The 24540-nt window shown below is 69.6% G+C and carries 28 protein-coding genes and 1 tRNA gene; 20 read left to right on the forward strand and 9 right to left on the reverse strand.

What is annotated here, in order from left to right:
- Positions 1 to 26: 26 nt before the first annotated feature.
- The gene (locus CLV68_RS04340; RefSeq protein ID WP_092781888.1) at positions 27 to 1619 is read right to left on the reverse strand and encodes a Na+/H+ antiporter; all 1593 of its coding nucleotides are present in this window, start codon (positions 1617 to 1619) and stop codon (positions 27 to 29) included.
- A 14-nt stretch (positions 1620 to 1633) separates the two neighbouring features.
- Here CLV68_RS04340 and CLV68_RS04345 point away from each other — a divergent pair, with 14 nt between their 5' ends.
- Complete coding sequence (locus tag CLV68_RS04345) at positions 1634 to 1891, forward strand: UBP-type zinc finger domain-containing protein (protein WP_121389266.1); 258 nt, start codon at positions 1634 to 1636, stop codon at positions 1889 to 1891.
- 52 nt (positions 1892 to 1943) lie between these two features.
- Here CLV68_RS04345 and CLV68_RS04350 read toward each other — a convergent pair whose 3' ends face one another.
- A complete protein-coding gene (locus tag CLV68_RS04350) occupies positions 1944 to 3068 on the reverse strand; it encodes a glycerophosphodiester phosphodiesterase (RefSeq protein ID WP_211346430.1) in 1125 nt (374 codons plus the stop codon).
- Between the two features lie 788 nt (positions 3069 to 3856).
- Between CLV68_RS04350 and purD the strand changes: the two genes are divergently transcribed.
- From purD to CLV68_RS04395, 10 genes are all read left to right on the forward strand, one after another.
- Positions 3857 to 5125, forward strand: a complete 1269-nt coding sequence (gene purD, locus CLV68_RS04355; protein WP_121389267.1) for a phosphoribosylamine--glycine ligase — start codon at positions 3857 to 3859, stop codon at positions 5123 to 5125.
- Positions 5126 to 5208: 83 nt separating this feature from the next.
- Positions 5209 to 5619 carry a PE domain-containing protein gene (locus tag CLV68_RS04360; protein WP_121389268.1) on the forward strand — a complete coding sequence of 137 codons (411 nt, stop codon included), beginning with the start codon at positions 5209 to 5211 and terminating at the stop codon, positions 5617 to 5619.
- A 17-nt stretch (positions 5620 to 5636) separates the two neighbouring features.
- Complete coding sequence (locus tag CLV68_RS04365; protein ID WP_281274665.1) at positions 5637 to 6227, forward strand: DUF3558 domain-containing protein; 591 nt, start codon at positions 5637 to 5639, stop codon at positions 6225 to 6227.
- A gap of 10 nt (positions 6228 to 6237) precedes the next feature.
- Positions 6238 to 7494 (forward strand): PPE domain-containing protein, encoded by a 1257-nt coding sequence (locus CLV68_RS04370; RefSeq protein WP_121389270.1) that lies wholly within the window; start codon positions 6238 to 6240, stop codon positions 7492 to 7494.
- Position 7495: 1 nt separating this feature from the next.
- Entirely contained in the window at positions 7496 to 8260 is a 765-nt protein-coding gene (locus CLV68_RS04375) for an ESX secretion-associated protein EspG (protein WP_092781869.1), read from the forward strand.
- 64 nt (positions 8261 to 8324) lie between these two features.
- Complete coding sequence (locus CLV68_RS04380; protein ID WP_121389271.1) at positions 8325 to 8624, forward strand: hypothetical protein; 300 nt, start codon at positions 8325 to 8327, stop codon at positions 8622 to 8624.
- 8 nt (positions 8625 to 8632) lie between these two features.
- Positions 8633 to 9781 (forward strand): transglycosylase SLT domain-containing protein, encoded by a 1149-nt coding sequence (locus tag CLV68_RS04385; RefSeq protein WP_121389272.1) that lies wholly within the window; start codon positions 8633 to 8635, stop codon positions 9779 to 9781.
- Between the two features lie 46 nt (positions 9782 to 9827).
- The gene (locus tag CLV68_RS04390) at positions 9828 to 10982 is read left to right on the forward strand and encodes a pyridoxal phosphate-dependent aminotransferase (protein WP_211346431.1); all 1155 of its coding nucleotides are present in this window, start codon (positions 9828 to 9830) and stop codon (positions 10980 to 10982) included.
- A 91-nt stretch (positions 10983 to 11073) separates the two neighbouring features.
- On the forward strand, positions 11074 to 11241 hold the full coding sequence (locus CLV68_RS33670; protein ID WP_170224071.1) for a hypothetical protein: 168 nt from the start codon (positions 11074 to 11076) through the stop codon (positions 11239 to 11241).
- Positions 11242 to 11274: 33 nt separating this feature from the next.
- On the forward strand, positions 11275 to 12024 hold the full coding sequence (locus tag CLV68_RS04395; protein WP_121389273.1) for a potassium channel family protein: 750 nt from the start codon (positions 11275 to 11277) through the stop codon (positions 12022 to 12024).
- Here CLV68_RS04395 and CLV68_RS04400 read toward each other — a convergent pair.
- On the reverse strand, positions 11990 to 13027 hold the full coding sequence (locus tag CLV68_RS04400) for a threonine aldolase family protein (protein WP_121389274.1): 1038 nt from the start codon (positions 13025 to 13027) through the stop codon (positions 11990 to 11992). The two genes, CLV68_RS04395 and CLV68_RS04400, sit on opposite strands and share 35 nt — an antisense overlap.
- Before the next feature lie 134 nt (positions 13028 to 13161).
- On the opposite strand from CLV68_RS04400, the gene CLV68_RS04405 reads away from it, so the two are divergent.
- From CLV68_RS04405 to CLV68_RS04445, 9 genes are all read left to right on the forward strand, one after another.
- Entirely contained in the window at positions 13162 to 13680 is a 519-nt protein-coding gene (locus CLV68_RS04405) for a SigE family RNA polymerase sigma factor (RefSeq protein WP_121389275.1), read from the forward strand.
- A gap of 17 nt (positions 13681 to 13697) precedes the next feature.
- Positions 13698 to 14459: a hypothetical protein gene (locus tag CLV68_RS04410; protein ID WP_121389276.1), complete on the forward strand. Its 762-nt coding sequence runs from the start codon at positions 13698 to 13700 to the stop codon at positions 14457 to 14459.
- Between the two features lie 27 nt (positions 14460 to 14486).
- A complete protein-coding gene (locus tag CLV68_RS04415; RefSeq protein ID WP_121389277.1) occupies positions 14487 to 15068 on the forward strand; it encodes a TetR/AcrR family transcriptional regulator in 582 nt (193 codons plus the stop codon).
- A gap of 11 nt (positions 15069 to 15079) precedes the next feature.
- A complete protein-coding gene (purB, locus tag CLV68_RS04420; RefSeq protein WP_121389278.1) occupies positions 15080 to 16522 on the forward strand; it encodes an adenylosuccinate lyase in 1443 nt (480 codons plus the stop codon).
- 160 nt (positions 16523 to 16682) lie between these two features.
- A complete protein-coding gene (locus CLV68_RS04425; RefSeq protein ID WP_121390961.1) occupies positions 16683 to 17480 on the forward strand; it encodes an ABC transporter substrate-binding protein in 798 nt (265 codons plus the stop codon).
- Entirely contained in the window at positions 17480 to 18223 is a 744-nt protein-coding gene (locus tag CLV68_RS04430) for an amino acid ABC transporter permease (RefSeq protein WP_121389279.1), read from the forward strand. Before CLV68_RS04425 ends, CLV68_RS04430 begins: the two co-directional genes overlap by 1 nt.
- Positions 18195 to 18923 (forward strand): amino acid ABC transporter ATP-binding protein, encoded by a 729-nt coding sequence (locus CLV68_RS04435; protein ID WP_170224073.1) that lies wholly within the window; start codon positions 18195 to 18197, stop codon positions 18921 to 18923. Before CLV68_RS04430 ends, CLV68_RS04435 begins: the two co-directional genes overlap by 29 nt.
- A gap of 18 nt (positions 18924 to 18941) precedes the next feature.
- On the forward strand, positions 18942 to 19754 hold the full coding sequence (locus CLV68_RS04440) for an MOSC domain-containing protein (RefSeq protein ID WP_121389281.1): 813 nt from the start codon (positions 18942 to 18944) through the stop codon (positions 19752 to 19754).
- 16 nt (positions 19755 to 19770) lie between these two features.
- Positions 19771 to 19854, forward strand: a tRNA-Leu gene (locus CLV68_RS04445).
- Here the strand turns inward: CLV68_RS04445 and CLV68_RS04450 are convergent.
- Genes CLV68_RS04450 through CLV68_RS04470 form a run of 6 tightly spaced genes read right to left on the reverse strand, consistent with a single transcriptional unit; the run spans position 19836 to position 24537 of the window.
- Positions 19836 to 21593 carry a recombinase family protein gene (locus tag CLV68_RS04450; RefSeq protein WP_121389282.1) on the reverse strand — a complete coding sequence of 586 codons (1758 nt, stop codon included), beginning with the start codon at positions 21591 to 21593 and terminating at the stop codon, positions 19836 to 19838. The genes CLV68_RS04445 and CLV68_RS04450 overlap by 19 nt on opposite strands.
- Complete coding sequence (locus CLV68_RS33675; RefSeq protein WP_170224075.1) at positions 21583 to 21723, reverse strand: hypothetical protein; 141 nt, start codon at positions 21721 to 21723, stop codon at positions 21583 to 21585. The genes CLV68_RS04450 and CLV68_RS33675 overlap by 11 nt, the downstream gene beginning before the upstream one ends.
- On the reverse strand, positions 21720 to 23744 hold the full coding sequence (locus tag CLV68_RS04455) for an FtsK/SpoIIIE domain-containing protein (protein WP_121389283.1): 2025 nt from the start codon (positions 23742 to 23744) through the stop codon (positions 21720 to 21722). The genes CLV68_RS33675 and CLV68_RS04455 overlap by 4 nt, the downstream gene beginning before the upstream one ends.
- Complete coding sequence (locus CLV68_RS04460) at positions 23741 to 24058, reverse strand: hypothetical protein (RefSeq protein WP_121389284.1); 318 nt, start codon at positions 24056 to 24058, stop codon at positions 23741 to 23743. Before CLV68_RS04460 ends, CLV68_RS04455 begins: the two co-directional genes overlap by 4 nt.
- The gene (locus CLV68_RS04465; protein ID WP_246009660.1) at positions 24055 to 24357 is read right to left on the reverse strand and encodes a WhiB family transcriptional regulator; all 303 of its coding nucleotides are present in this window, start codon (positions 24355 to 24357) and stop codon (positions 24055 to 24057) included. The genes CLV68_RS04460 and CLV68_RS04465 overlap by 4 nt, the downstream gene beginning before the upstream one ends.
- A 3-nt stretch (positions 24358 to 24360) precedes the next feature.
- Positions 24361 to 24537, reverse strand: a complete 177-nt coding sequence (locus tag CLV68_RS04470) for a helix-turn-helix domain-containing protein (RefSeq protein WP_121389285.1) — start codon at positions 24535 to 24537, stop codon at positions 24361 to 24363.
- Between the last annotated feature and the right edge of the window lie 3 nt (positions 24538 to 24540).

Genomic DNA, 24540 nt, shown 5'->3' on the forward strand with positions numbered 1-24540 from the left:
CACGCTCCAGACACACCAGGTAGCGCTTACTCGCGGTCCAGTGCCGCTTCCTCCAAATCCAGCTCGCGCTGCACGCGCCGCAGGATCTCGTCGTCGATCTCGCCCTGGTCGCGCGCGGTCACGAACACCTCGCGCTCGGCGGCCAGCATCCCGCGCCGGAGCCTGCGGAACGCCGCGGCCGGGCTCTCCTGCTCCTGCCGCCCCAGTCGCTCCCACGCCGCGTTGCCCCGGTGCTCGGCGATCGCCCGCAGCTTGTGCGCCAGGTGCTCGGGCACGTCGTCGTCCACCAGCTCGTCCAGCCGGTCGACCGCCGCCCGCGCCGCCGAGTTCTGCACCTGCGCCTCGGCCAGCACCCGGTCCTGGCCGTCCTCCGCCCGCACGCCCAGCTTCCTGATCAGCACCGGCAGCGTCGTGCCCTGCACCAGCAGCGTCCCCACGGTCACCACGAACGTCAGCAGCAGCACGACCTCGCGCCCCGGCATGTCCAGCGGGATCGCGGCCGCGGCCGCCAGCGACACCACACCGCGCATCCCGGCCCAGGAGATCACCGTCAGGTGGCGCCACCTCGGCGCGGGCTCGCGGCGGCGGATGTGCGGGAACAGCCACCGCGGGATGTGCGCGGCGGGGAAGACCCAGACGAACCGCACCGCGATCACCGCGACCAGCACCAGCACCGCGGCGGTGACCAACCCGGTGTCCAGGTCGGCGGCGGACACGATCGTGCGCATCTGCAGCCCGATCAGGGCGAACACCAGCGACTCCAGCAGGACGTCCACCGACTTCCAGACCGCGGTCTCCTGCAGCCGGGTCGAGTAGCCCGCCGCGGGGGCGTTGTGGCCGAGGTAGAGGCCCGCGACGACCACCGCGAGCACGCCGGAGGTGTGCAGCTCCTCCGCCAGCAGGTACGCGCCGAACGGGACGAGCATGCCGAGCGCGCTCTCCAGCACGCCGTCGCCGAGGCGGAGCCGGATCTTGTGGATGACCACGCCGAGCACCAGGCCGACCAGCACACCGCCGACCGAGGTGACCAGCAGCGTGACGATGCCGTCGGACCAGGAGAACGCCGCCACGCCCGTCGCTGTCGCTACCGCGACCTTGAACGCGGTTAGCGCTGTCGCGTCGTTGCCGAGGCTCTCGCCGGTCAGCAGGGTCATAGCGCGACGCGGCAGTCCTAGCTTCCGTCCGATGGACACCGCCGCCACCGCGTCAGGTGGCGCTACCACCGCGCCTAGGACCAGCGCCGACGCCAAAGGAAGGTCCGGTAGGGCCATGTGAGCGACAACACCAACGACCGCTGTCGACACTAGAACCAGGCCGACCGCGAGTAGTCCGATCGGCCGGATGTTGGCCTTGATGTCCAGGTAAGAGCTGTCCAACGCGGCCGAGTAGAGCAACGGCGCCAGCACCAGGACCAGCACCAACTCCGGGTCCAACCGGAACTCGGGCACCCCCGGGATGAACGACACCGCCAGCCCGACCGCCACCAGCACCAACGGCGCGGGCCAGTCGACCCGTCGTGACAGCGCGGCGACCGCCAGTGACCCGGCGAACAGCAGCAGAAGTTCCACACCCGCCTCCTCGTCCTCGTGCGCAAGGATTGCCCATGCGAGTTGCCGCATGAAAGGAGCGGGTCATGACCTGCGAACACATCCAGGCCCTGCCCACCGGCGTCACCGCCGACGCCGACGTCTGCCAGGACTGCGTCGCGGCGGGCAACCGGCACTGGGTCCACCTGCGCCGCTGCCTGACCTGCGGGCACGTCGGCTGCTGCGACTCAAGCCCGCTCAAGCACGCCACCGCCCACCACAAGGCGACCGACCACCCGGTCATCCAGTCCCACGAGCCGGGCGAGGACTGGCGCTGGTGCTACGTGGACAACCGGATCGTGTGAGAAAGGGCGGTCCGCCACCCCCTGCCGGTGGCGGACCGCCTTGGTCAACGGGTCAGCGGCGCGGGAAGGTCTCCGCCCGCGACGCCACCGCGATGTCCGGGTTGTCGCTGAACACACCGTCCACGCCTGCCGCCCAGAACGCCGACAGCTCACCGAACAGGTCGCCGTACTCGGCGGGCACGGCCGAGGAGCGCAGGTTCGCGGGCAGGAAGACGTTCTCCGCGCGGAACGTGTACGGGTGCACCTTCAAACCGGCCGCGTGCGCGTTACCCACGAGCGCCGTCGGCTGCGCCAGGTTGCCCGCCGCGTCCCGCGGGATGACCTGGTCCTTGGCCGGACCGATGCCGTAGGCGTACTTCGCGACCCCGCGCAGGCCCGCCGGGGTCAGCAGGTCGGCGTAGGTCCGCTTGTCACCACTGGCGACGAAGTCGTACGGCGCGCCGGAGGCCGAGGTCAGCTGGATCAGCGGCACCCGCAGCTTGCGGCTGAGCTCCTGCAGGTTCGTGACCTCGAAGGACTGCACGAACACCTTCGCCCCGGGCCGGTTGAGCCCGTTGCGGTTGAGGGCGTCGACGACCTTCGGGTTCAGGTCCAGACCCAGCTTCTGGAAGTACGTCGGGTGCTTGGTCTCGGGGTAGATGCCGACGTCGCGGCCCAACTCCCGGGACAGGCGCTTGCTCAGGTCGATGACCTCCTGGAAGGTCGGCACCTGGAACCGGCCGTTGTAGATCGTGTTCCGCTGCCGCACGTCCGGGATCCGCTCCACGGCCCGCAGCGTCTTCAGCTCGGCCAGGGTGAAGTCCTCGGTCCACCACCCGGTCACACTCACCCCGTCGAGCACCTTCGTCGCCTTGCGCGCGGCGAACTCCTGGTGCTTGGCGACATCGGTGGTCCCACCGATCTCCGGCTCGTGCCGGGCGACCAGCACCCCGTCCTTGGTGGAGACCAGGTCCGGCTCGATGTAGTCGGCACCCATCCGCGCCGCGAGCTCGTAGCTGGCCAGGGTGTGCTCGGGCCGGTACCCCGAGGCACCCCGGTGCCCCAGCACGAGCGGGCTGGCCCGGTGCCCGTGCCGGTCGTCACCCTGGTCGGGGGTGGCGCTAGCCGTGCTCATGGTCGCGACCCCCAGCAGAGCGAGCGCGGACACGGCAACGCCGATGGTCCGAGTAGCAGGCATTCTTCCTCCTCATAGCCCGCGAACTGACCCGCGCAACCCTCGCCCCACCCCACGAAATCGGAACCACCCCCCGGCGAAACCTGCCCCAAGCACGGATGAACGCCCAACACCACCCTCCCCTCCGCCATCCACATCCCGCCCACCCATCCACAGCCCCCAGGTTCACCCTGGCCTCCCACCCCGCACCCCGGAAGGCTTGAAACGGGGGCTGCTCAGCACCGCTCCGCTCCACCGCCCACGCCTCCCACCGCGTGGAACGACTCAAGTCCCCACCCCGCCGCAGCCACCCCGCAGGTCACCAGCCCCTCGACCAGCCACCCGCCAGCCCACGCGACCACTCACGCCCAGCTGTCCCCATGCACCCCACCCATCCACAGCCCGCATGTTCACCCTGGCCCCGCGCCTCGTCCCCCGGAAGGCTTGAAACGGGGGCTGCTCAGCACGGCCTGCCACACGGATGAGCCCGCCCAGCACAGCCCCGGCCACACGCCTCCCATCACGCGGACCGCGCAGCACAGCCCCGGCCGCCAGCAACACCCTCGCCAGCCCAACGTCAGCCGAGCAGCCCCCCACTCCCACCTGTCCACATGCACCCCACCCATCCACAGCCCGCAAGTTCCCCTGGCTCCCCCGCATCCCACCCTGGAAGGCTGGAAAACGGGGGCTGCTCAGCACGACCCACCCACTCCCGCCCCAGCCGGTGATCAACTCCCCACCCCGCTCCCCGTGTTCCCAGTTCACAGGGGTGGCGGCGGGAGGGGCCGAGCGGGCATCTACCCTGGCTGACCGTGCGAGTCCTGGTGGTCGGGTCTGGTGCCCGCGAACATGCCCTGGTCCTGGCCCTCTCGAAGGACCCGGAGGTGGTCGCGCTCGCGTGCGCCCCGGGTAACGCGGGTACGGCGTCGCTCGCCGAGACCTACGGGGTCGACGCGGTGGACGCGGAGTCCGTGGTCGGGTTGGCGGGGCGGTGGAAGGCCGACCTGGTGGTGATCGGGCCGGAGGGTCCGCTGGTCGCTGGCGTGGCCGACGCGGTGCGGGCGGCTGGGTTCGCCTGCTTCGGGCCGGGGGCCGACGCCGCGCGGATCGAGGGGTCGAAGGCGTTCGCGAAGGACGTCATGACGACCGCCGGGGTGCCGACGGCGCACAGCGAGATCGTCGACAACCCCGCGCGCCTCGACGCCGCCCTCGCCCGGTTCGGCCCGACCTGGGTGGTCAAGGACGACGGCCTCGCGGCGGGCAAGGGCGTCGTGGTCACCACTGACGTGCACGCCGCCCGCGCGCACGCCATGACCCTGCTCGACGACGGTCACCCCGTGCTGCTGGAGTCGTTCCTCGACGGCCCCGAGGTGTCGCTGTTCTGCGTGGTCGACGCCGAGGGTGCCGTGGTGCCGCTGCTGCCCGCGCAGGACTTCAAGCGCGTCGGAAACGGCGACTCCGGCCCGAACACCGGCGGCATGGGTGCGTACGCGCCGCTGCCGTGGGTGCCGGACGGCCTGGTCAGCGACGTCGTGGCCCGCATCATCGAGCCGGTCGTCGCCGAGATGGCCCGCCGCGGCACCCCGTTCTCCGGCCTGCTCTACGCGGGTCTGGCGCTGACGTCGAACGGCCCCGAGGTCATCGAGTTCAACTGCCGCTTCGGCGACCCGGAGACCCAGTCCGTCCTGGCGCTGCTGCGCAGCCCGCTGTCCCGCCTGCTCCTCGCCGCCGCCCAGGGCCGCCTCGCCGAGCACCCCCCGCTCGAGTGGGCCGACGGTTCCGCCGTCACGGTCGTCATCGCCGCCGACGGCTACCCCGGCCGCCCCCGCACCGGCGACACCATCACCGGCGCCGAGGCCGACGGCGTCCTGCACGCGGGCACTCGTCGCCGCGACGACGGCGCCCTCATCTCCGCAGGCGGCCGCGTCCTCGCCGTGGTCGGCACCGGCGACACCCTCCCCGCCGCCCGCGACGACGCATACCGCAAGGTCACCGCCGTCCACCTCCCCGGTTCCCACCACCGCACCGACATCGCCCTGCGCGCCATCAACGGCGAGATCGGCGTCCCGGTCACCAACTAGTCCTTTCTCGCGAACTCACGGTGACCACCGCACCCGCATTGGTAACCTCGAACGGGAGACAACGACCCAGGGGGTACCCGGCCATGACCGACGCCACCCACTCCGGCGCGCTAGCAGCGGTAACCGCCAACGCCCGCATGGCCGCCAACTCCCTGCACCACCCCACCGCCACCTCAGCAGGCCAGTTCCTCATCAACCACGACAACGTCCTGGCCGCCGCCAAGGTCATCCAGACCCAGATCGACTCGTTGCAGGGACGTCTACGCGGCGCCTTGTCCGAACTCACCATCGCCGCGCCGGGTGAGGACGACGTCAGCCACCAGGTGGCGAAGGAGTGGAACGATCGGCTCGTCCAGCAGCCCGGCTCCTATCGGGAAAGGGTTCTCGAGTACGTGGACTCCCTGCAAGACTTGGTGGATCAGCTGCAGGAAAGCGCGAAAACATATGGTTACACCGAAGGTGAGATATCAAGCGCGATCGGAACGCGCGGGTGACTAAACGTCTCGCGGTTGTGTTTGCCGTCGTTGCGGCACTTTCTGCCTGCACGAAATCGGAACCAGGTGTACCTGCTTCGTCGCCCGAGGTGGGTGAGACCACGACTGGATCAACGGGTTCCACCGAGCCATCGGCCAAACTCCCCACCAGACCTCGTGACTTGAAACTCGACGTCGTCGAGCCGTGCAAACTGCTCACCACCCCTCAGTTGGACCAGCTCAAGGTCGAGCGGGTGCACCCCTGGACCTATGACCAGGAGACTTATCGTGGCGCCAAGGGATGTGTTTTCGATGTCTCCGAGGCGAGTCGTCGGTATGAATACAGCGTCCTCTTGGTGACCACAGAGGGCGTTGAGGCTTGGCTGACCGGTAAGCGCAACGTCGAATTGAAGGCCATCGAAGTGGATGGCTATGGAGCTGCTCGATATCGGCTCTCGGGCGATGGCCCTAATAGTGCTCCCTGCACGACCACGATCGACGTCGCCCAGGGGCAGCAGCTCCAGGTCACGACGTCGACCATGGGCAAGGATTTCACCCAGGACGAGGTCTGCCGGATGAGTGAGAAGGCGGCCGGTCTGGCGTTGACCACGTTGAAGACGCTGGTGTGAGGGGCTGACGATGGCGGAGAACGGGCTGGCTGACCTGCGGTTCGAGGGTTATGGCTATGACGCGTTGGCTGATCAGGTTGATCGGTTGCGGCAGGGGCCTGGGTCGGAGAGCTTGTTCAAGGCCGTGCGGGCGTTGATGCAGATCGCGGACGGGTTGGCCGATACCGATCGGGCGTTGCGGGAGGAGCTCGCGAAGATCGGCGTCGAGTGGCAGGGTGCCGCCGCCGACGGGGGTGTCGAGGCGACTAAGCAGTCGAGTGTGTACGCGGCGGACGCGGTGCCGACGGTGGCGCATTCGGCTGGTGGGGTCAGTGAGCAGGGGGACACGTTCTCCACGACCCGCAACAGTGCGCCCGACGGGAGCCAGTTGCGCGGCGCCACCCAGATGAACATGTGGGACAAGGGGATGGGCCTGGTCGGTCACACCACCCCGCATGCGGCCGAGGTGCAGCGCACGCAAGCAGCGCGCCAGCAGGCCATCGGGTCGATGAACGACTACGCCCGCGGTAGCCAGAACGCGCTCGGCAACTTCCAGAACCTCCCTGTCCCGCCCGCGGTAGGAGTCGGAACGCAGCAGCCCGGCACAAAGGGCACTACTGGCGTCCAGAGCTTCCACAGCGGCCAGGACCCGTTCACCCCCACCGGCGGCGGTAGCGCCAACCGCCCGCAGGTAGGGACACCGCTACCCGGCAACTTCTCCGGCGCTGGCCCGATCCACTCCGGCCCCGCGCCCACGGTCGGGCTCAACCCCGTCCCGGGCACCTCCCAGCTCCCCGCCCTCGGCCGCGTCTCCGGCATCGGCCCGGTCCTGCCGCCCATGGGCGGTCTCCCGGTCGCCACCAACGCGCTGAACGTCTTCCGCACGGGCTTCTCCGGCCAGCTGATGGGCGAGATCGCGACCGCGGCGGGCATCGCCGGGGCCGGTGGCGCGGGTGCGGCGGCAGGCTCGGCGTTGGAGAAGGACAGGGTCGTCCGCGGCGGCAATGCCCAGGGCGGCCAAGGGCAGCAAAGCGGTCAAGGCAAGCAGCGGCCCGTTAGCCCTATCGCAGGCGCACCGGAGGAAGAGGCGCGTGCGGCTCGAAGTGCGGAGAAGATCGGCGGCAGTAAGAGCGGCAAGCCCGCTTCGTCGCTGATGCAGCCCGCAGCGGGTGCGGCGGCCAACGGTGAGGACGACGAGGAGCACGTGCGCAAGTACGGCATCGACTCCGAGGACCTCTTCGGCGACGACCGCCTGGTGATCGCCCCCGTTCTCGGCGAAGACGACTGAGTTGTCCGCCAGCATCGTCCTGTCCGCCCTCGAGTTCGACGTCCTCTGGGAGTCCGAGCGGCTCCCGCTGCGGCACGTGGCCATCGACGTCCCCAGCCCCGGTAAGACCCACACCGAGCGCGCCGATCTCGTCGCCGCAGCATTCCGCGACCTGGAACGTCGTGGTCTAGCCGCACGCGGCCGCGCGGAGCCGGAGTTGGCAGACAGGCTTAGCCTCCTCGCGCACGCCCAGGTCAGTGTTGATGTCTGGGTGTGGACCGACCGCGAGATCAAGGCACTCGCGGTGGCATCCGGCGATCAGGCAGGTCTAGCCGTAGTCGACAACGATCAGGTCTGGCTCATCCCGGCGCGTACGACCGCACTGGCCGAGGCAGCGGTATCTGTGGCAGGTGAGGCTCCCGCTGGCCCTGGCCGTTCGGTGAGCCTCTTGCGGGATGTCCTCATCGACGCCGATAGGCGTGCCGGGGGCGAACCGCACAATCTGGTCACCCCGCTCCAACGCGCTGGCCTGCCGCTCTATGAAGCGCAAGCCATGGCGCTGATGTTCTCGGGCATCGGCGTACGCGGTCAGTTCGGCCTAGAGCGTGTCGGCCGCGACCAACGCAAGCAGCGGGCAGACAGGGTTGTCGCCTTCCATGACACTCATCAAGGCCGGTACGTGCACGTCGCTAAGAACAGCAACGACGGCCAGGTATGGAGCACGGTCGCCCCCGCCGACAACGCTCGACTCGCCGCTGCGGTCTGGGACCTCCTCAACGACGCGTGATCGACTGGAACCGGCGCACCGCCCCCGCCGTCTGAGTCGAGCACCGATTTGCCAAGGGGGAGCTGTGGCTGGCGCTGACTACAACCTGCAAGCCATCGAGCAGTGCCGGGCCGCCGTCGCGGGCCAGGCCGGGCCGGTCGCCGCCGCGGGCGATGCCCTGCCGCGCGAGGCCGATGGCGGCGTTTTCGGCACTTTGCCCAGCTCTGTGGCTCTCGCGACCGCCGTCCGCGCCCTCGCCAGCAGCGGGAGCGATGAGCTGGACCGGGCCGGTGCCGTGCTCGGATCCGTCGACCGGGCGCTGGACGCCATCGGTACGACGGTGGCCAACAACGAGCAGGCCGCCGCGCGGTCGCTGACGGTCTGAGGGGCGACGTGACCGCGAGGGATTCCGCCGCGGGCCTCGGTGGCATCGCCGCGGAACTGGCCGAGAGCGCGAACAAGGTCTACTCGGCGCAGGCTGGTGCCATCAACGACTTGGCCGCCAAGTTCACCCAAGCCGCCACCGGTAGCGCTGACTCCGTCGGCAAGGTCGACAGCTCGGTCAAGCAGCTAGATGGCGCGTGGCAAGGCACCTCTGCCGACGGATTCGTCGCCTACATGGCCAACTTCACCAAAGCGGGCCAATCGCTCAACGAGGCTCTTACCGCCGCCGCATCAGAGTTACGTACCGCCGCCACGGGACTCCAGGCAGCCCGAGACACGCTAGAAGGCATCTTCGGCGAGCTATACGACAACGCCACCTCTTGGTTCAACGCCAACCCGGATGCGACAGAGCAAGAGAAGCGCAGCTATGTCGATGGACTGGCCAGCGGTTACCGAGGCCGTGTCATCGCGCAGATCGACCACGCCGAACAGGCAGTCTCAACGGCGGCATCCGCGCTGAACGCCCACAAGCCGAGCCCGAAGTTCTCCGAACTCCCCGACCCCAACACCCAGGCATTCACCCCCGCGCCAGGCAAGCGTGTCGAGTGGACGCCAACCGTCGCCGCGACCTCGGCGCAGTCCACTCCGGACAGCCCCACGAAGGCCCCGCAGGCACCAGGTAGCACTACCGGCGGCCCCAGCGACAGCGGCGGACAAGGCCACAGCGGAGGTGGCCACAGCGGCGGCGGTGGCGGAGGTGGCCTGGGTTCCAGCGGCGGCCCGCCTAGCAGCCCTCCCCCCGGCAACGTCCAGGAGTGGATCCGCCAGGCCATCGAGCTGCTGCGCGCCAGGGGCATCAACGTCACCGAGGCCGACGCCCAGCTCATCTGGGAGATCATCCAGCACGAGTCGGGCGGCAACCCGAACGCGATCAACAACTGGGACTCCAACGCCGCCAAGGGCACGCCGTCCAAGGGCCTCATGCAGACGATTGACCCGACCTTCAACTCTTACGCCTTACCCGGCCACAACAACGTCTGGAACCCCGTCGACAACATCTGCGCGGGCGTGAACTACGCGGTCTCGCGCTACGGCTCGCTGTCCAACGTCCCCGGCATCAAGGCCACGCACGGTGGTGGCGGTTACGTCGGCTACTGAGCGTCGCTGGTTCGTCGCGACTGGCGCTCGTCACTAGGCTGGCCCCATGCACGCGCTGCTCAAGGTGGCCGACCGCGCCGCCGTCCCGCCGTTCCACGTGATGGATGTCGTGTCGGCAGCCAACGTCCGCCAGCGCACCCACGGCGACATGATCTCGCTCGCCGCGGGTCAGCCGTCCAGCGGCGCCCCGCAGGCCGTGAAGATCGCCGCCGCGGAGGCCCTCGGATCGCAGCCACTCGGTTACACCGAGCAACTGGGCATCCCCGAGCTGCGTGAGGCGATCGCAGGCCACTACGCGAACCGGTACAACCTGGACGTCTCGTCGCAGGACGTCGTTGTCACTACCGGCTCCTCCGGCGGCTTCCTGCTGGCCTTCCTGTCAGCGTTCGACGCGGGAGACAGGGTCGCCCTCGCCCGTCCGGGCTACCCGGCGTACCGCAACATCCTCACCGCCCTGGGCTGCGACGTCATCGAGCTCCCTTGCGACGAGCAGACCCGGTTCCAGCCCACGGTCGACATGCTCGACGAGATCGGCTCCATCGACGGCCTGGTCATCGCCAGCCCGGCCAACCCGACCGGCACCGTCCTCGCGCCCGCCGAGCTCGCCGCCATCGCGGGCTGGTGCGCCGAACGCGGCGTCCAGCTGGTCAGCGACGAGATCTACCACGGCATCTCCTACGGCGCCGAGACCGCGTCGGCCTGGCAGTTCTCCCGCGAGGCCGTGGTCGTCAACTCGTTCTCCAAGTACTTCGCGATGACCGGGTGGCGCCTCGGCTGGCTGCTCGTCCCCCAGCGCCTGCACCGCGCGGTCGACTGCCTCACCGGGAACTTCACCATCTGCGCCCCGGCCATCGCCCAACACGCGGGCGTCGCGGCGTTCGACCCAGAGGTCTACACGGAACTAGACGCCCACGTCGCGCACTACGCCGCCAACCGCACGCTCCTGCTGGACGGCCTAACTGCCGCAGGCATAACCCGAGTGGCCCCCGCCGATGGCGCCTTCTATGCCTATGCGGACGTCTCGCACCTGACCCATGACTCGATGAGTTTCTGCCAACGCCTACTCGCCGAGACTGGCGTCGCCATCGTCCCCGGCATCGATTTCGACCCGGAAACCGGCGGCAACTACGTCCGCTTCTCCTTCGCGGGCGCCACCCACGACATCAAGGAAGCCTTGGCCCGCCTGACCGCCTGGCTCTAGCGGACCGGGGTCCAAGAGAACCCAGGTCCGTTGGGAACGACCACCCCCACCCCCGCGTTGACCTGGTAAGAACCCCCGAAAGGCGGCGGACATGCTCCTCAAGATCATCGGCGCGATCATCGTCATCTGGATCGCGTTCAGCGTCATCGGCTTCCTCTTCAAGGCCGTCGGCACGCTGCTCATCATCGCCGCGGTGGCCACGGTGGGCATCGCCGCGTACGGGGCGATCAAGGGCAAGTCCCGCGGCCAGATTCGCTAGCCACGGCTAGCCCGTTCGGGTGAGGATGTCGGGGTGTCCAAGAACCCCGACGAGGCGCGGCTGTCCGCTTGGGAAGCCCGCACCGAGTGGCCGTTGACCGGTCTCGCGGTGGCCTTCCTGGTGGCCTACGCCTGGCAAGTGCTGGGTACCGCCAACTCGCCGCGGGTGCAGTGGTGGCTAGAGGTCTGGTTATGGGTGGTCTGGGGCGTGTTCGCTGTGGACTACCTGGTCCGGTTAGGACTGGCCAAGCGGAAGTGGCGGTTCGTCGGCAGGCACCTCTTCGACCTGGTCGTGGTAGCGCTACCGATGGTGCGGCAGTTGCGCGCGCTGCGGCTGGTCACCGTCTTCAAGGTGATCAACCGCAGGCTCGGCAGCGGGCTGCGCGGGCAGGTCGGCGTCTACGTCGGCGGCGCGACGCTGATGGTCGCCTTCGGTGCCGCGCTCGCCGTCCTGGACGCGGAGCGCAACGACCCGAACGCGACCATCACCAGCTTCGGCGACGCCCTGTGGTGGACGCTCACCACGATCTCCACCGTCGGCTACGGCGACCGCTACCCCGTGACCACCGAGGGCCGCCTGGTCGCGGGCGCGCTGATGGTCGGCGGGATCGCCCTGCTCGGTGTGGTGACCGGTGTGATCGCCTCCTGGTTCGTGGAGAAGATCGCGGGCGCCGAGGCGTCCATCGAGGCTTCCACCCGGTCCGAGGTGCAGGCGCTGCGCGAGGAGATCGCCCTGCTGCGGGTCGAGCTCACGCGGCCGGAGCCGGACTCCGCGCCGCGCTGATCCGCCGCAGCGCCTCGGCCACGTCGAGTTCCGGTGCGTCCCGGTGCGTCACGAACCGCACACCCCCCGGCACCGCCGTGGCCAGCACGTCGACCCGGTCCAGCCCGGCCAGCGCCGCCGCCGTGTCCGGCACCGCGGCGATGACGATGTTGGTCTCCGGCTTGCCGACCTCCCAGCCCAGCTCGGCCAGCCCCTCGGCGAGCATGGCCGCGTTCGCGTGGTCGGCCGCCAGGTCGTCGATCCGCTCCAGCGCCACCAACCCGGCTGCCGCGAGCACACCGCCCTGCCGGATCCCGCCGCCGAGCATCTTGCGCACCCGACGCGCCTCTTGCACGAACGACCGCGACCCGGCGACGACAGACCCCACGGGGGCACCAAGCCCCTTGCTCAAACAGACCTGCACGGTGTCCACGCCCACTGTCAACGCCGCCGGAGGGACCCCAAGCGCCACGGACGCGTTCCACAACCGCGCCCCGTCAAGGTGCACGAGCAGACCGGCCTCACGCGCTGCGGACACCAGCAAGGCGTGCTCGTCGGGCGGCGTAACCGTTCCGCCCGCGAAGTTGTGCGTGTTCTCCAGGCAGAGCAACCGAGTCGTGAGCGCGTAGTAAGGGGACGACTGCGACGCGTGCGCCCGCACGTCCTCCGCGCTGATGCGACCGGGCCCGACCTTCCACTCCAGCGGGTGCGGCATCCCCCCGGCCAACCACGCCGAACTACCCAGCTCCGCCTCCAGCACGTGCGCCGCCCGCGGCGCCAGGAACCGGTCGCCGCGGCGCAGGTGGATGACCATCGCGATGACGTTGCCCATGGTCCCGCTCGGCACCCACAGCGCCGCCTCCATGCCCAGCCGCGCGGCGGTCTCCTCCTCGAGCCTGCGCATCGTGGGGTCGTGGTCCAGCACGTCGTCGCCGACCTGGGCGGAGGACATCGCCACCCGCATGGTCTCGTCCGGCTGGGTAACCGTGTCCGAGCGGAGATCGATCCGGCGCGCGTAAGTCACGATCCGATCACACCACAGCGTCGTCCATTCGGCTGGTGGTGGGGGTGGCGTATGTCTCTGCGGTGTCGCGTGCAACCGTTAGCGGGGGCACGTCCGTCCCCTACCCGTAGACAAGACGAGCGGAGAGCGTCCGCGTGGACCAGCGCGAGGAGCAGGAGTTCGCGGAGTACTTCACGGCAAGGCGTGACGCCGTGCGAAGAACCGCGTACTTGCTCTGCGGTGACTGGCACCGGGCGGACGACCTCACCCAGACGGCGTTCGTCGCGTTGCACCGCAGGTGGCGCAAGATCCGGGACCGCGGGGCCCTGGACGCTTACGTCCGCAGGTCGGTGCTCCGCGCGATGATCGACGAGACCAGGCGGCCGTGGCGGCGGGAGCGCCACGTCGACGCGGTCCCCGAGCAGGCCACCACCGCCACCGACGTCGGTGAGTCGGTGGCGACCCGCTCGGCGCTGGTGGACGGTTTGGCCAAGGTGCCGCCACGGCAGCGGGCCGTGCTCGTCCTGAGGTTCCTCGAAGGGCTCGACGTCGCCTCCACCGCGGAGGCGCTGAAGTGTTCGGAGGGGACCGTGAAGAGCCAGACCGCCCGGGGGCTCGCGACGCTGCGCGAGGTGCTGGGCGACTCGGTTGACGACCTTCGGTCGACTTCGTGACGGGGAGGTGGATGTAGGTGGACGAGCGCAAGATCTCCGAGGTGTTCACCGCCGCGGTCGGTGACGTGCCGCCGCCGTCGTTCGAGCACGGTGACGTCCTCGCCCGGTCGGCCAGGTTGACCCGAAAGAGGAACAGCCTGGTCGCCGGTTCGGCGCTAGGCTTCGCTCTGCTGGTCGGCGGGATCACCGCCGGGGTCGGGCTCTGGTCCGGACCATCCGGTGGATCGAATAACGATTCGGCCGCAGCCCCACCCGCCCCGGCGCTGGAACGTAACACGAATCCGGTTCCGAACGAGGTATCCACTGACAACAACCCGCGCATCGCCGAGGCGGATCCAGGCTCTCCGTCGTCGACGCCCAAGCAGGGGGGCTCGACGAGTGGAGATGTCGGCCCTAGTGCCGACGGCACCCCTGGCGGGTGCGGAACGGTGGACGGGGAGCTCGCTGCTGCCCTCGCGGGCGAGCTCCCGTCCGCCGTTTCCCGCGGCAAGGACCGCTCCGCGCCGCTGAGCTGCCCCACCGGGTCCAGGTCGGCCGCCTTCGAGGTGACCGAGGGCCCGCTGCGCGGCCTCGTGTCGATCATGCTGACCCCCGCCGGTACCGGCCAGATGCTGCAACCGCCGTGGGGCGACCGCAGCGGGGCGACCGGCTCTGTCAGCGCCACCAAGTCCGGTGCGACGCTCGTGCTCAGCGTCGAGGGCGTGTCGGGTTCCGCGGCGCCGCCGATCACCGAGGACGACCTCAGGTCCATCGCCGGGAAGCTGGCTACCCGGTACTGACCGGGCGGTCGGCGGCACAATCCCCCCATGACCACCGCCAGCACCCCCAAGGGCGAGCGCCGCAGGCACGCACTCGTCGCGGCCGCCGTCGAGCTGCTCATCGAGGGCGGCTTCGACGCGGTCCGCCACCGCGCGGTCGCCGAGCGCGCGGGGTTGCCGCTGGCGTCGACCACCTACTACTTCGAGTCCCTCGACGAACTCATCGGCGCCGCCATCGAGCAGCACGGTCGCGCCGAACTGGCCAGGGGCCGAGCGGTGCTAGCGGCGATGACAGAGCCACCGCGCGGCGTTGACCACCTCGTCGAGCTGGTGATCGACCAGCTCCTCGGCCCGGTTAACGCCAACGACGCCGAGGCTGTGCTGCTGCGGTACGAGCGACTTGTGGCCACCGGCCGTCGGCCCTACCTGCGCCCGTTGATGCTTGAGCTGGGCGCGGATCTGCGCACGCTTCTTATGGACACCTGCGTGCGCGCAGGCGCGGAACTCGACCACGTCCGCCTAGAGCAGCTGATCGCGTTGGTGGACGGCGCGGTGGTCAACGCGCTCATCGAGGTCAACCCGGATCCGCGCGCGGCGGCGAAGCGAATGCTGCGCGACGCCCTCGCGTAAGCTGGGCAGACGTGACCGCAGCTCAGCAGAAGCCCAGCATCCCCAACGTCCTCGCCGGCCGCTACGCCTCGACCGAGCTGGCCGCGCTGTGGTCACCGGAGGCGAAGGTCACCCTCGAACGCGAGCTGTGGCTGGCGGTGCTGGCCGCCCAGGCCGAGCTGGGCATCGAGGTCCCCGCCGGTGTCGTCGAGGACTACCGGCGCGTGCTCGACCAGGTCGACCTGGTGAGCATCGCCGCCCGTGAGCGGATCACCCGGCACGACGTGAAGGCGCGCATCGAGGAGTTCAACGCGCTGGCCGGGCACGAGCACGTGCACAAGGGCATGACCTCCCGCGACCTCACCGAGAACGTCGAGCAGCTGCAGGTCCGCCGGTCGCTGGAGCTGATCCGGGTCCGGGTCGCCGCGGTGCTGGTCCGGCTGGTCCGGCTCGCCACCGAGCACGCGGACCTGGTGATCGCGGGCCGTTCGCACAACGTCGCCGCGCAGGCCACCACGCTCGGGAAGCGGTTCGCGACCGCAGCCGACGAACTACTGGTCGCGTTCGTTCGCCTTGACGAGCTGATCGCGCGCTACCCGCTGCGCGGCATCAAGGGCCCGGTCGGCACCGCGCAGGACATGTTGGACCTACTCGGCGGTGACCAGGACAAGCTGGCGCGGTTGGAGCAGACCGTCGCCGGTCACCTGGGCTTCGAGGAGCACTTCGTCAGCGTCGGGCAGGTCTACCCGCGCTCGCTGGACTTCGACGTCGTCACGGCTCTAGTCCAGGTCGCCGCCGCGCCGTCGAGCGTGGCCAAGACCATCCGGCTGATGGCGGGGCACGAACTGGTCACCGAGGGCTTCAAGCCGGGCCAGGTCGGGTCGTCTGCCATGCCGCACAAGATGAACACGCGCTCCTGCGAGCGGGTCAACGGCCTCGCGGTCATCCTGCGCGGGTACGCGTCGATGACCGGCGAGCTGGCGGGCGACCAGTGGAACGAGGGCGACGTGTCCTGCTCGGTGGTGCGCCGGGTCGCCCTGCCGGACGCCTTCTTCGCCATCGACGGTCTACTTGAGACGTTCCTCACCGTGCTCGACGAGTTCGGCGCCTACCCCGCGGTGATCGCCCGCGAGCTGGACCGCTACCTGCCGTTCCTGGCCACCACCAAGGTGCTGATGGCCTCGGTGCAGGCGGGCGTCGGCCGGGAGACCGCGCACGAGGCGATCAAGGAGCACGCCGTGGCGGTCGCGCTGGCCATGCGCGAGCGCGGCGCGGCCGACAACGACCTGCTCGACCGGCTCGCCGCCGACGACCGCATCCCGCTCGACCGCGCCGCGCTCGACGCCCTGCTCGCCGACCGGCTCCCGTTCACCGGGGTCGCCGGTGCGCAGGTGGCCGAGGTCGCCAAGCGGGTCGAGGCCGTGCTGGCCCGGTTCCCAGAGGCTGCGGCCTACGCGCCCGGCGCCATCCTGTAGCCGGCATCACCCGATAGCGGTCCCGGTATGTGAGAGATTCGCCCGATTTTGGCGCACGCCCGGACACGTGCATACCGTCGGTGACGAACGGGGGCGGGGATCAGACCTCCCCGCCCCCGTGAACCTGTTGTGCGACAAGCACATGAACGACGGAAGACGGATGCGAACCTCATTGCTGCGCGTAGTCGCGCTCGCCGTTGCCGGTATCACCGCCACGACCGCGCTGACCGGGTGCGGCTCGTCCTCGGACGCGGCCCAGGGTGGCGCCCAGACGCTGCGGGTCGGCACCCTCGGCGACGCCCCGCCGAACGTCTACCAGGAGAACGGCGTCTACACCGGGTTCGACAACGAGCTGTTCAAGGCCGTCGCCGACAAGGCCGGGTACAAGGTCGAGTTCGTCGGCACCGACTTCTCCGCCCTGCTCGGCCAGGTCGCCAACAAGACCTACGACGCGGGCTCGTCGGCCATCGCGCAGACCGAGGAGCGGCGCAAGACCGTCGACTTCACCGACCCGTACAACTACGAGTACATCTCGATCCTGAGCAAGGACAAGGGCATCACCGACGCCAAGCTGCTCGACGGCAAGCGCGTCGCGGTGATCCAGGCCACCGTCGGCGACAAGTACTTGGGCGCCAACGTTCCGGGCGCGCAGATCGTCCGCTTCCCCAGCTACGACACCGCGATCGCGGGCCTGCGCAACGGCAACGCCGACGCCTGGGTGGTCGACCTGACCATCGCCGAGAAGTACGCCAAGGACGACCCGACCCTCGCCGTCACCGCGACCATCGAGGCCAACGACCTGCCGCACGGGTTCGCCGTCCGCAAGGGCAACGACGACCTGCGCGGCAAGCTCAACGACGGCCTGCGCGCGGTGATCGCCGACGGCACCTGGCAGAAGCTGCACGACAAGTTCATTCCGAGCGTGCCGGTGCCGGACAAGTTCAAGCCCAAGTCCTGATGTCCGACCTGCTCGACACGTTCCTCAACTGGGACTACATCGCCGAGGTCCTGCCGGACCTGCTCAAGACCGGCCTGGTCAACACGCTGGTCCTGGCGGGGTTTTCGGCGGTGCTCGGCACGGTCCTGGGGCTGGGGCTCGCACTGCTCGGCCTGTCGCACCGGCGGTGGCTGCGCTGGCCGGCGCGGGTGTACACCGACATCTTCCGCGGCCTGCCCGCGATCGTGACGATCCTGTTGGTAGGACAGGGTCTCGCGGTCGTGGCCAGGCCGCTGTTCGGGACCAACCCGTACCCGCTCGGCATCCTGGCGCTGAGCCTGATCGCCTCGGCCTACATCGGCGAGATCTTCCGCGCGGGCATCCAGAGTGTCGACAAGGGACAGTCGGAGGCGGCGCGGGCGCTGGGCATGACGCACACCGCCACGATGGCCCGTGTCGTTGTGCCGCAGGGGATCCGGCGGGTGCTGCCCGCGCTGGTGAACCAGTTCATCTCGCTGGTCAAGGACTCCAGCCTGGTGTACTTCCTCGGGTTGCTCGCCTCGCAGCGGGAACTGTTCCGCATCGGGCAGGACCTGGCGGCCAACACCGGCAACCAGTCGCCGCTGGTCGCCGCCGGGCTGGTGTACCTGGCGATCACGGTTCCGCTGACGCACCTGGTGAACTCCGTCGACCGCCGCCTGCGCGAGGGTCGACCGGTGCGGGGAGGTGACACCCTTGACGAACTCGAGCCTGCGCGTGGCTGACCTGCACGTGTCGTTCGGCACCCTGGAGGTGCTGCGCGGAGTGGACCTGGCGGTGCCGAGCGGGTCCACGACGTGCGTCATCGGGCCGTCCGGCTCGGGCAAGTCGACCCTGCTGCGGGCGATCAACCAACTGGAACGGCCCTCGCGCGGGGACGTGCTGCTCGACGAGGTCAGCGTGGTGCGCGGCGACCCGGACGCGCTGCGGCGGCGGATCGGGATGGTGTTCCAGCACTTCAACCTCTTCGCGCACCGCACTGTGCTGGACAACCTGGTGCTGCCGCTTCGGTCCGTGCTCCGGCTGTCCAAAGAGGAGGCACGTGAACGGGCGCTGGGGCACCTTGGCGACGTCGGGCTGGCGGACAAGGCGCCGTACCGGCCGTCGGCGCTGTCGGGGGGCCAACGGCAACGGGTCGCGATCGCGCGGGCGCTGGCCATGCGCCCGGAGGTGATGCTGTTCGACGAGGCCACCAGCGCGCTGGACCCGGAGCTGGTCAAGGGCGTGCTGGGGCTGATGGCCGAGCTGTCGGCCAGCGGCATGACCATGGTGGTGGTGACGCACGAGATGGGCTTCGCGCGGTCGGTCGCCGACCAGGTCGCGTTCATGGACCACGGCCGGGTCGTCGAGGCCGGGGCGCCGGGGCAGGTGTTCGGGTCGCCGTCGAGTCCCAGACTGCGGAGGTTCCTGGACCAGGTGCTCTGATTCGGTAAAGTCGGGGCTGTGGCGAGAGTGTCCGGTTTGGCGTACTACCCGGTGAAGGGCTTCCGAGCGGTCCCGGTGACCAGCGCGGACGTCGTGGAGACCGGCCTGGTCGGCGACCGCCAGTACATGGTCGTCGACGCGGCGGACGGCAGCTTCATCAGCCAGCGCAAGGTCCCGGCCATGGCCGCGGCCCGCGCGGCCCTCGTCGACGGCGGCCTGCTGCTGTCGCTCGACGGCCTGGACGACCACCTGGTCGAGGTGGTGCCAGACGGTCCGGTGCGCGAGGTCAGCATGTTCAACAAGTGGTACGGCCACGGCATCGACCAGGGCGACCTGGCCGCCAAGTGGTGCAGCCAGGCCCTCGACCGCGAAGTCCGCCTCGTCCGCTTCCCCCCAACCCAAACCCGCGACGGCTGGGGCCTGCACCCGGGCAAGGTCGCCTTCGGCGACGCCCACGCCATCCTGCTGATCACCGAGGCGTCCCTGGCGGACCTCAACACCCGCATCACCGCCACCGGCGAACCCCCGGTCCCCATGGACCGCTTCCGCCCCAACATCACCCTCACCGACTGGCCAGCCCACGCCGAGGACAGAGCCATCCGCCTCCGCATCGGCCAGGTAGAACTCGGCTTCTCCACCCGAGCCATCCGCTGCGCCGTCCCCACCGTCGACCAGCGCACCGGCGAGAAAAAAGGCCCCGAACCCACCCGCACCCTAGCCACCTACCGCCGAGACCCAGACCGCCCCGGCCTCTCCTTCGGCGCCAAGTACGCCGTCCTCACCCCCGGCCCCCTCCACCTCAACGACGAAGCCACCGTGGTCGAGGGGTAGACTGTCCGCACACCTGGTCCGGGTGGCGGAATGGCAGACGCGCTAGCTTGAGGTGCTAGTGCCCTTAACGGGCGTGGGGGTTCAAGTCCCCCCTCGGACACGCTTACTACCCCTACCTGCGGACCGGATGCTGACGTCAAGCATCCGGTCTTCTGCGTTGTAGAGCAGCTCCAGGTCAAGAGCGGTGTACAGCTCTTGCAACCTGACAGGGCTCGCGTCGTTGACCTGGCGGCCGATGGAGTCGAGGTAGTCGATCATGGCGTCCACCTCGGCGGCGCTGGTAGCCCGCCCGGCGGGCAGGGCGTCGAGTTCGATGCGGGCCGCGTCCCGTTCGGCCTCTGCGCGGTTGAGTGCGTCGACCAGGGCGGTCGGGTTGGCGCCTGCTTCGATGGCGGCTTGGAGCCTGCGTAGCCGGGTCTCGGCGTCCTTGATGCGTTGCCGCAGAGGTTCGGTGCGGGTGTGGGCTGTGGCGCCGGGTTGGGCGCCGATCAGGGCCGCCACGGTGGTGTCGCGGTTCTTGGGGGCGAGTAGACCGCTGATCCAGTCGTTGAGGTGCGGGAGTACTGCGCTTTCAGGGAGATAGATGTTCTTCGGATGGGTGGCCAGGATCGGTGAGCCTGGCACGATCGAACGCGCGGCGCAGCGGTAGTAGATGCGCGCCTCTCGCGGGGTTCCTTCCATGCGGCGCTCGCAGTGACCACACCGCACACGGCCACGCAGCGCATAGACCCGCTTGGTCGCCTTCGGGCCGCGTTCGAGCTTGGCGCGTGATTCAAGGCCGCCAGCACCCTTGGAACGGCGCAATAGCTGAACCTCGGTGAACGTCTCAACCGACACGATGGCCGGGTGCGCCTGGGTTCGGGACCGAACGATGCGGTCGGGCGATGCGCGGCGGAACTTGGTGACGTGTCCGGCTGCGACGTCATCCGGGTCGGCTAGGACTTCCTGTTTCACCCAGCGGCCGAACACGGCATATCCGGTGTAGCGGGGGTTCTCCAGGATCGCCCGGATGGCGCTGGCCTGCCAGCCATCGGCAAGCCGGTGTCGGTTCTGCTCCGGGCGTGCAGCGGATGGGCAGGAGATGCCATCGCGGTTGAGGCTGTTCGCGATGGCGCGGTCACCGTTTCCGTCGAGGTAGGCGGCGAAGATCCGACGGACGACCTCGGCGGCTGGTTCGTCGATCACCAGGACCCGCAGGTGGAAGCCCTCGGCTGCCTTGCGTGGGTTCGGGTGGACACCGCCATTGACGGTCACGTAGCCGTAGGGAGCCCGGCCGCCTTGGTGGCGGCCCTCGTTGACCACTTGGGCGTCCATCGCCGCGCGGACCCGGGCCTGGACGTGCTGGCGCTCGGACTCGCTCATGCCACCGAGCACGCTCATCAGCATCTTGTGCGACGGGTTGCGCGGGTCGTACTTGCCGCCCAACTCTGGCACCCACAGGTCCACCCCGTACGCCTCGAACCGAGGTGCGATCAGGGAGAACTGGTTGCCGAACCAGCACCGGGTGCCCTCGCCCACCACCACACCTGTCCAGGTGCGGGCAGGGTCCTTGAGCGCGGCCAGCAGGCGCGAGCCCTCGTCACGGCGCTCCCACGGCACCGATCGGGACTGGCCGATGTCGAAGAAGTCGGCCACCAGCCGCCCGCCGAGTGGGCCGACGAATTTGTTCGCGTTGCCGCGTTGCCAACCGTGGGAGGTCTCCGGGTCTTGGTTGTCCTCGGTAGAGCAGCGGCCATAGAACGCCAGGTCGCCGATCCCGTCGTCGACCAGGTCGGCGACCTCGATACCCATCAGATCGTCCAGGGTCGACCACAGGTCTCGGCTGATTTCAAGAGTCATCGTCGACCTCGTTCGGTGGTTCCACGGTGGTCAGCTCGACCAGTATGGCAAGAAGTGCTCGACAAGAGCGCTGGTTCAGCGCAGTTAGGTCAGCCGGGAAGCGCACGACCAGGCCATCGGCGCCGTTCACGACTCATCACCTGATGAGCTGAAATCACCAGACAGGGCGGCGGCGCGGATGCCTGCGGTGAGGTAGCCGCGGACGCGCCTGACTTCGCCGTCCTCCATCGGAGTGCGGTTGCGCACCGGCCGACAACCCAGAGTCGCCATCTGCCGAGCGAACGCCGTCGGCTCGACGTCAAGCGCGTCCACCAACTCCGACGTGGGGACGAACTCGCGCGAGTCCAGGTCGTCCCCGAGGTAGCCCACGACCGCGTCCAACGGTTCCGGCAGCCCGTCCGGCCGCCACACTGGCCCCGCACCCGAGCCGATCGCTTTGGCCGCTGCCGCGTGGTCCAGGACCAGCGTGGTGTCTTGCCCTGCGGCGTGACCGGTCAGGGTGCCTTCGGCCTCCCGTAGCTCCCGGCCACGCGCGCAGATGGTTCGCCAGTCCTCGTTGGGCAGGTAGTAGGTCCGCACCGTGACCGCGAGCCCGTCCGTCTGCGTCTCGCCGTCCGGGCGGAGGATGCCCACGCCCTTGTGCGCGGCGAGCAGGCGGCTGCTGTCGTACCCACGGGTGTTCATCTGTTCCCCGAGCACGATGTTCGAGTCTCGCCAGTCCATCACCCGCAGTGCGAACCGCGACCCCAGCACCGCCCGCAGCCCGGACGGGATGGTCTTGGAGTCCGGTCGCTGCGTAGCCAACACCAGTACGAGCCCCGCAGCTGGCCCCTTCTTCGCCAACCAGGTCAGCAGTTCGCCGATGTACTCGCCAGCCGTGACCCGCCGGTCCTGCACCTTGATCTGCGTTCGGTCCTCCAGCGGCACTTGGACCTCATCGACGAACAGCGCGGTGATCGCGAACCCCGGGTCGCGCGACATCGCTGGAGTCACCTTCGACTCGGGGCACATCACGTCGTCCAGCGCCCGCATCCGCCGATACCGGGCCTGCACCTCGCCGACCAACTCGATCAACCAGCCGACCAATGCCACGACGTGCTCAGCTTCATCGCCAGACATGAATCGGTGCGCGACCTGCCCAGCGGCGTCCCAGTCCTTACCGGCCTTAAAGTCCGCCACGTACAGCCGGGTGTGCGGGTCCAGGATCAACCCGGCCGCAGCGAGTCGAGCCGCGAACGTCTTACCCTGGCGCGGAATCGCGCCCACCAGAAGCGATGTCCACACCAACGGCAAGTCCACCCGCCGGTCCCGCGCGTCCCGTCCGAACGGGACCGGCCGCCACGCGTCCCACCGCTCCGCCTCCAAAAGCGGAGTCCGCGCCGGCGGAGTCGCGTACGGGTCCGCATCGGCAACCCACATCGCCACCCGACCCGCGTGCCCGCCGTTGCCGCGCACCCGTTCCACGCTCAACTGGACCTCATCCACCGCCAGCGCCGACGCCAACGCGTCCCGATTCCGGACCACGTCCGCCGCCTTGCGCGTCGCGGGCAGATCGACCGTCACCGCCCACCCGGCCCCATCGCGCCGCGCCCGCTCGACCAGCCGCAACGACTCGTCCTTGCCGATGAGCTTGGCGTCCCGGAACGCATCGATCAGCACCTGCGGGTCCATCGTCCACGTCAACGCCCGCGGCCCCGACAACACCGCCCGCCGCCCCGGACTCCCCTCACGACGCCGCCCCAGCACCGCCAACCCCACGGCAACCGCGGCAACGATCTCCCACAACACCCCATAGACCAGGTCCAACACCGCCACCGGAACCGCGCCTGCGACGACCACAGCCGCGGTGACCTTCCAGCGAAACAGCGTCAACGCCCGGATCGGCTCGAACTTGTCCGCCAGCTTCTCCGACGATTCGGCAGCCTCCCGGTAGTCCCGCACCGTCACCCACCGGCGCCACCACCGGCCTACCGCGATCAGCCCCCGCACCACGGCGCCCACGAACCGCCACGGCGCGACCAACACCACCGCAAGGAAGTCCCGCCAGCTCTTGAGCCACACCGGCACCCAGGTCGACCGCCGCCACCACGACACCCGCCGGACCGGCAGCAACTCTCCGTCCAGCACTACCCGCTCTAGTTCCCGGCTCATCGGCGCCGCCTCGACGTGTCCACCGTTGTCACCGTCAGCGCCCTGGTCAGCGCATACGCAGCGAACAACGCAGGCAACCCAAGCACCGCCAGCAGCAGCCACGGACTCCCCGGGTGCGTGATGACCACCCACTGAACGGCCACGATCAGCCCGGCGTTGAACAACACTCGCCCGACCAGCGACACCAACCGCGCCCCGCTCCGGTTCGCCTCAGCCGCCGCCCGAGCCCGCCGAGCACCAGCCCGCCACACCCCGAACAACACGAGCAAGCCGCCAGCAGCAGCGACCACGTGCAGAGTCGTGAACTCGATCATGTCAGCGGCTCCCGCTCGACCCGCTCCCCGCGCCGCAACCAGTGCGGATACAGCGCCCGCCGGTCCTCATCCCCGAGCCCGCCGAACACCCCCGCCGTCGCCTCACCGGCCGTGCGCAACTCCAACTCCAGGCACTCATCCCGCACCGGGCACTCCGCGCACAGCCGCGCCGCGACCTCCCGATCCGTCCCCGACCAGTCCGGTTCCTTCATGTCGCCATCCCGGCGCACCACCGCGTCCAACACCGACGTCGGAACCCACCGCAACCGGTCCAACCGCCACGCGATCCCGTCAACCACCGCTCATCGCTCACGGCGCACCCCCACCGCGTCGAACCAGCGCACAACCTCATGCGACGGCACCATCAGCCGCCCGCGCCGGTGCACCGCTGGCAATGTCCCCAGCCGGACCGCGCGCCGCACCCGCCACAGCGGCGCACCGAGAATCCAGGCCGTCTCACGAATCGAGTAGAACAACATCAG

Origin of the sequence: Actinokineospora cianjurensis, assembly GCF_003663795.1 — a bacterium.
Lineage (GTDB): Bacteria > Actinomycetota > Actinomycetes > Mycobacteriales > Pseudonocardiaceae > Actinokineospora > Actinokineospora terrae.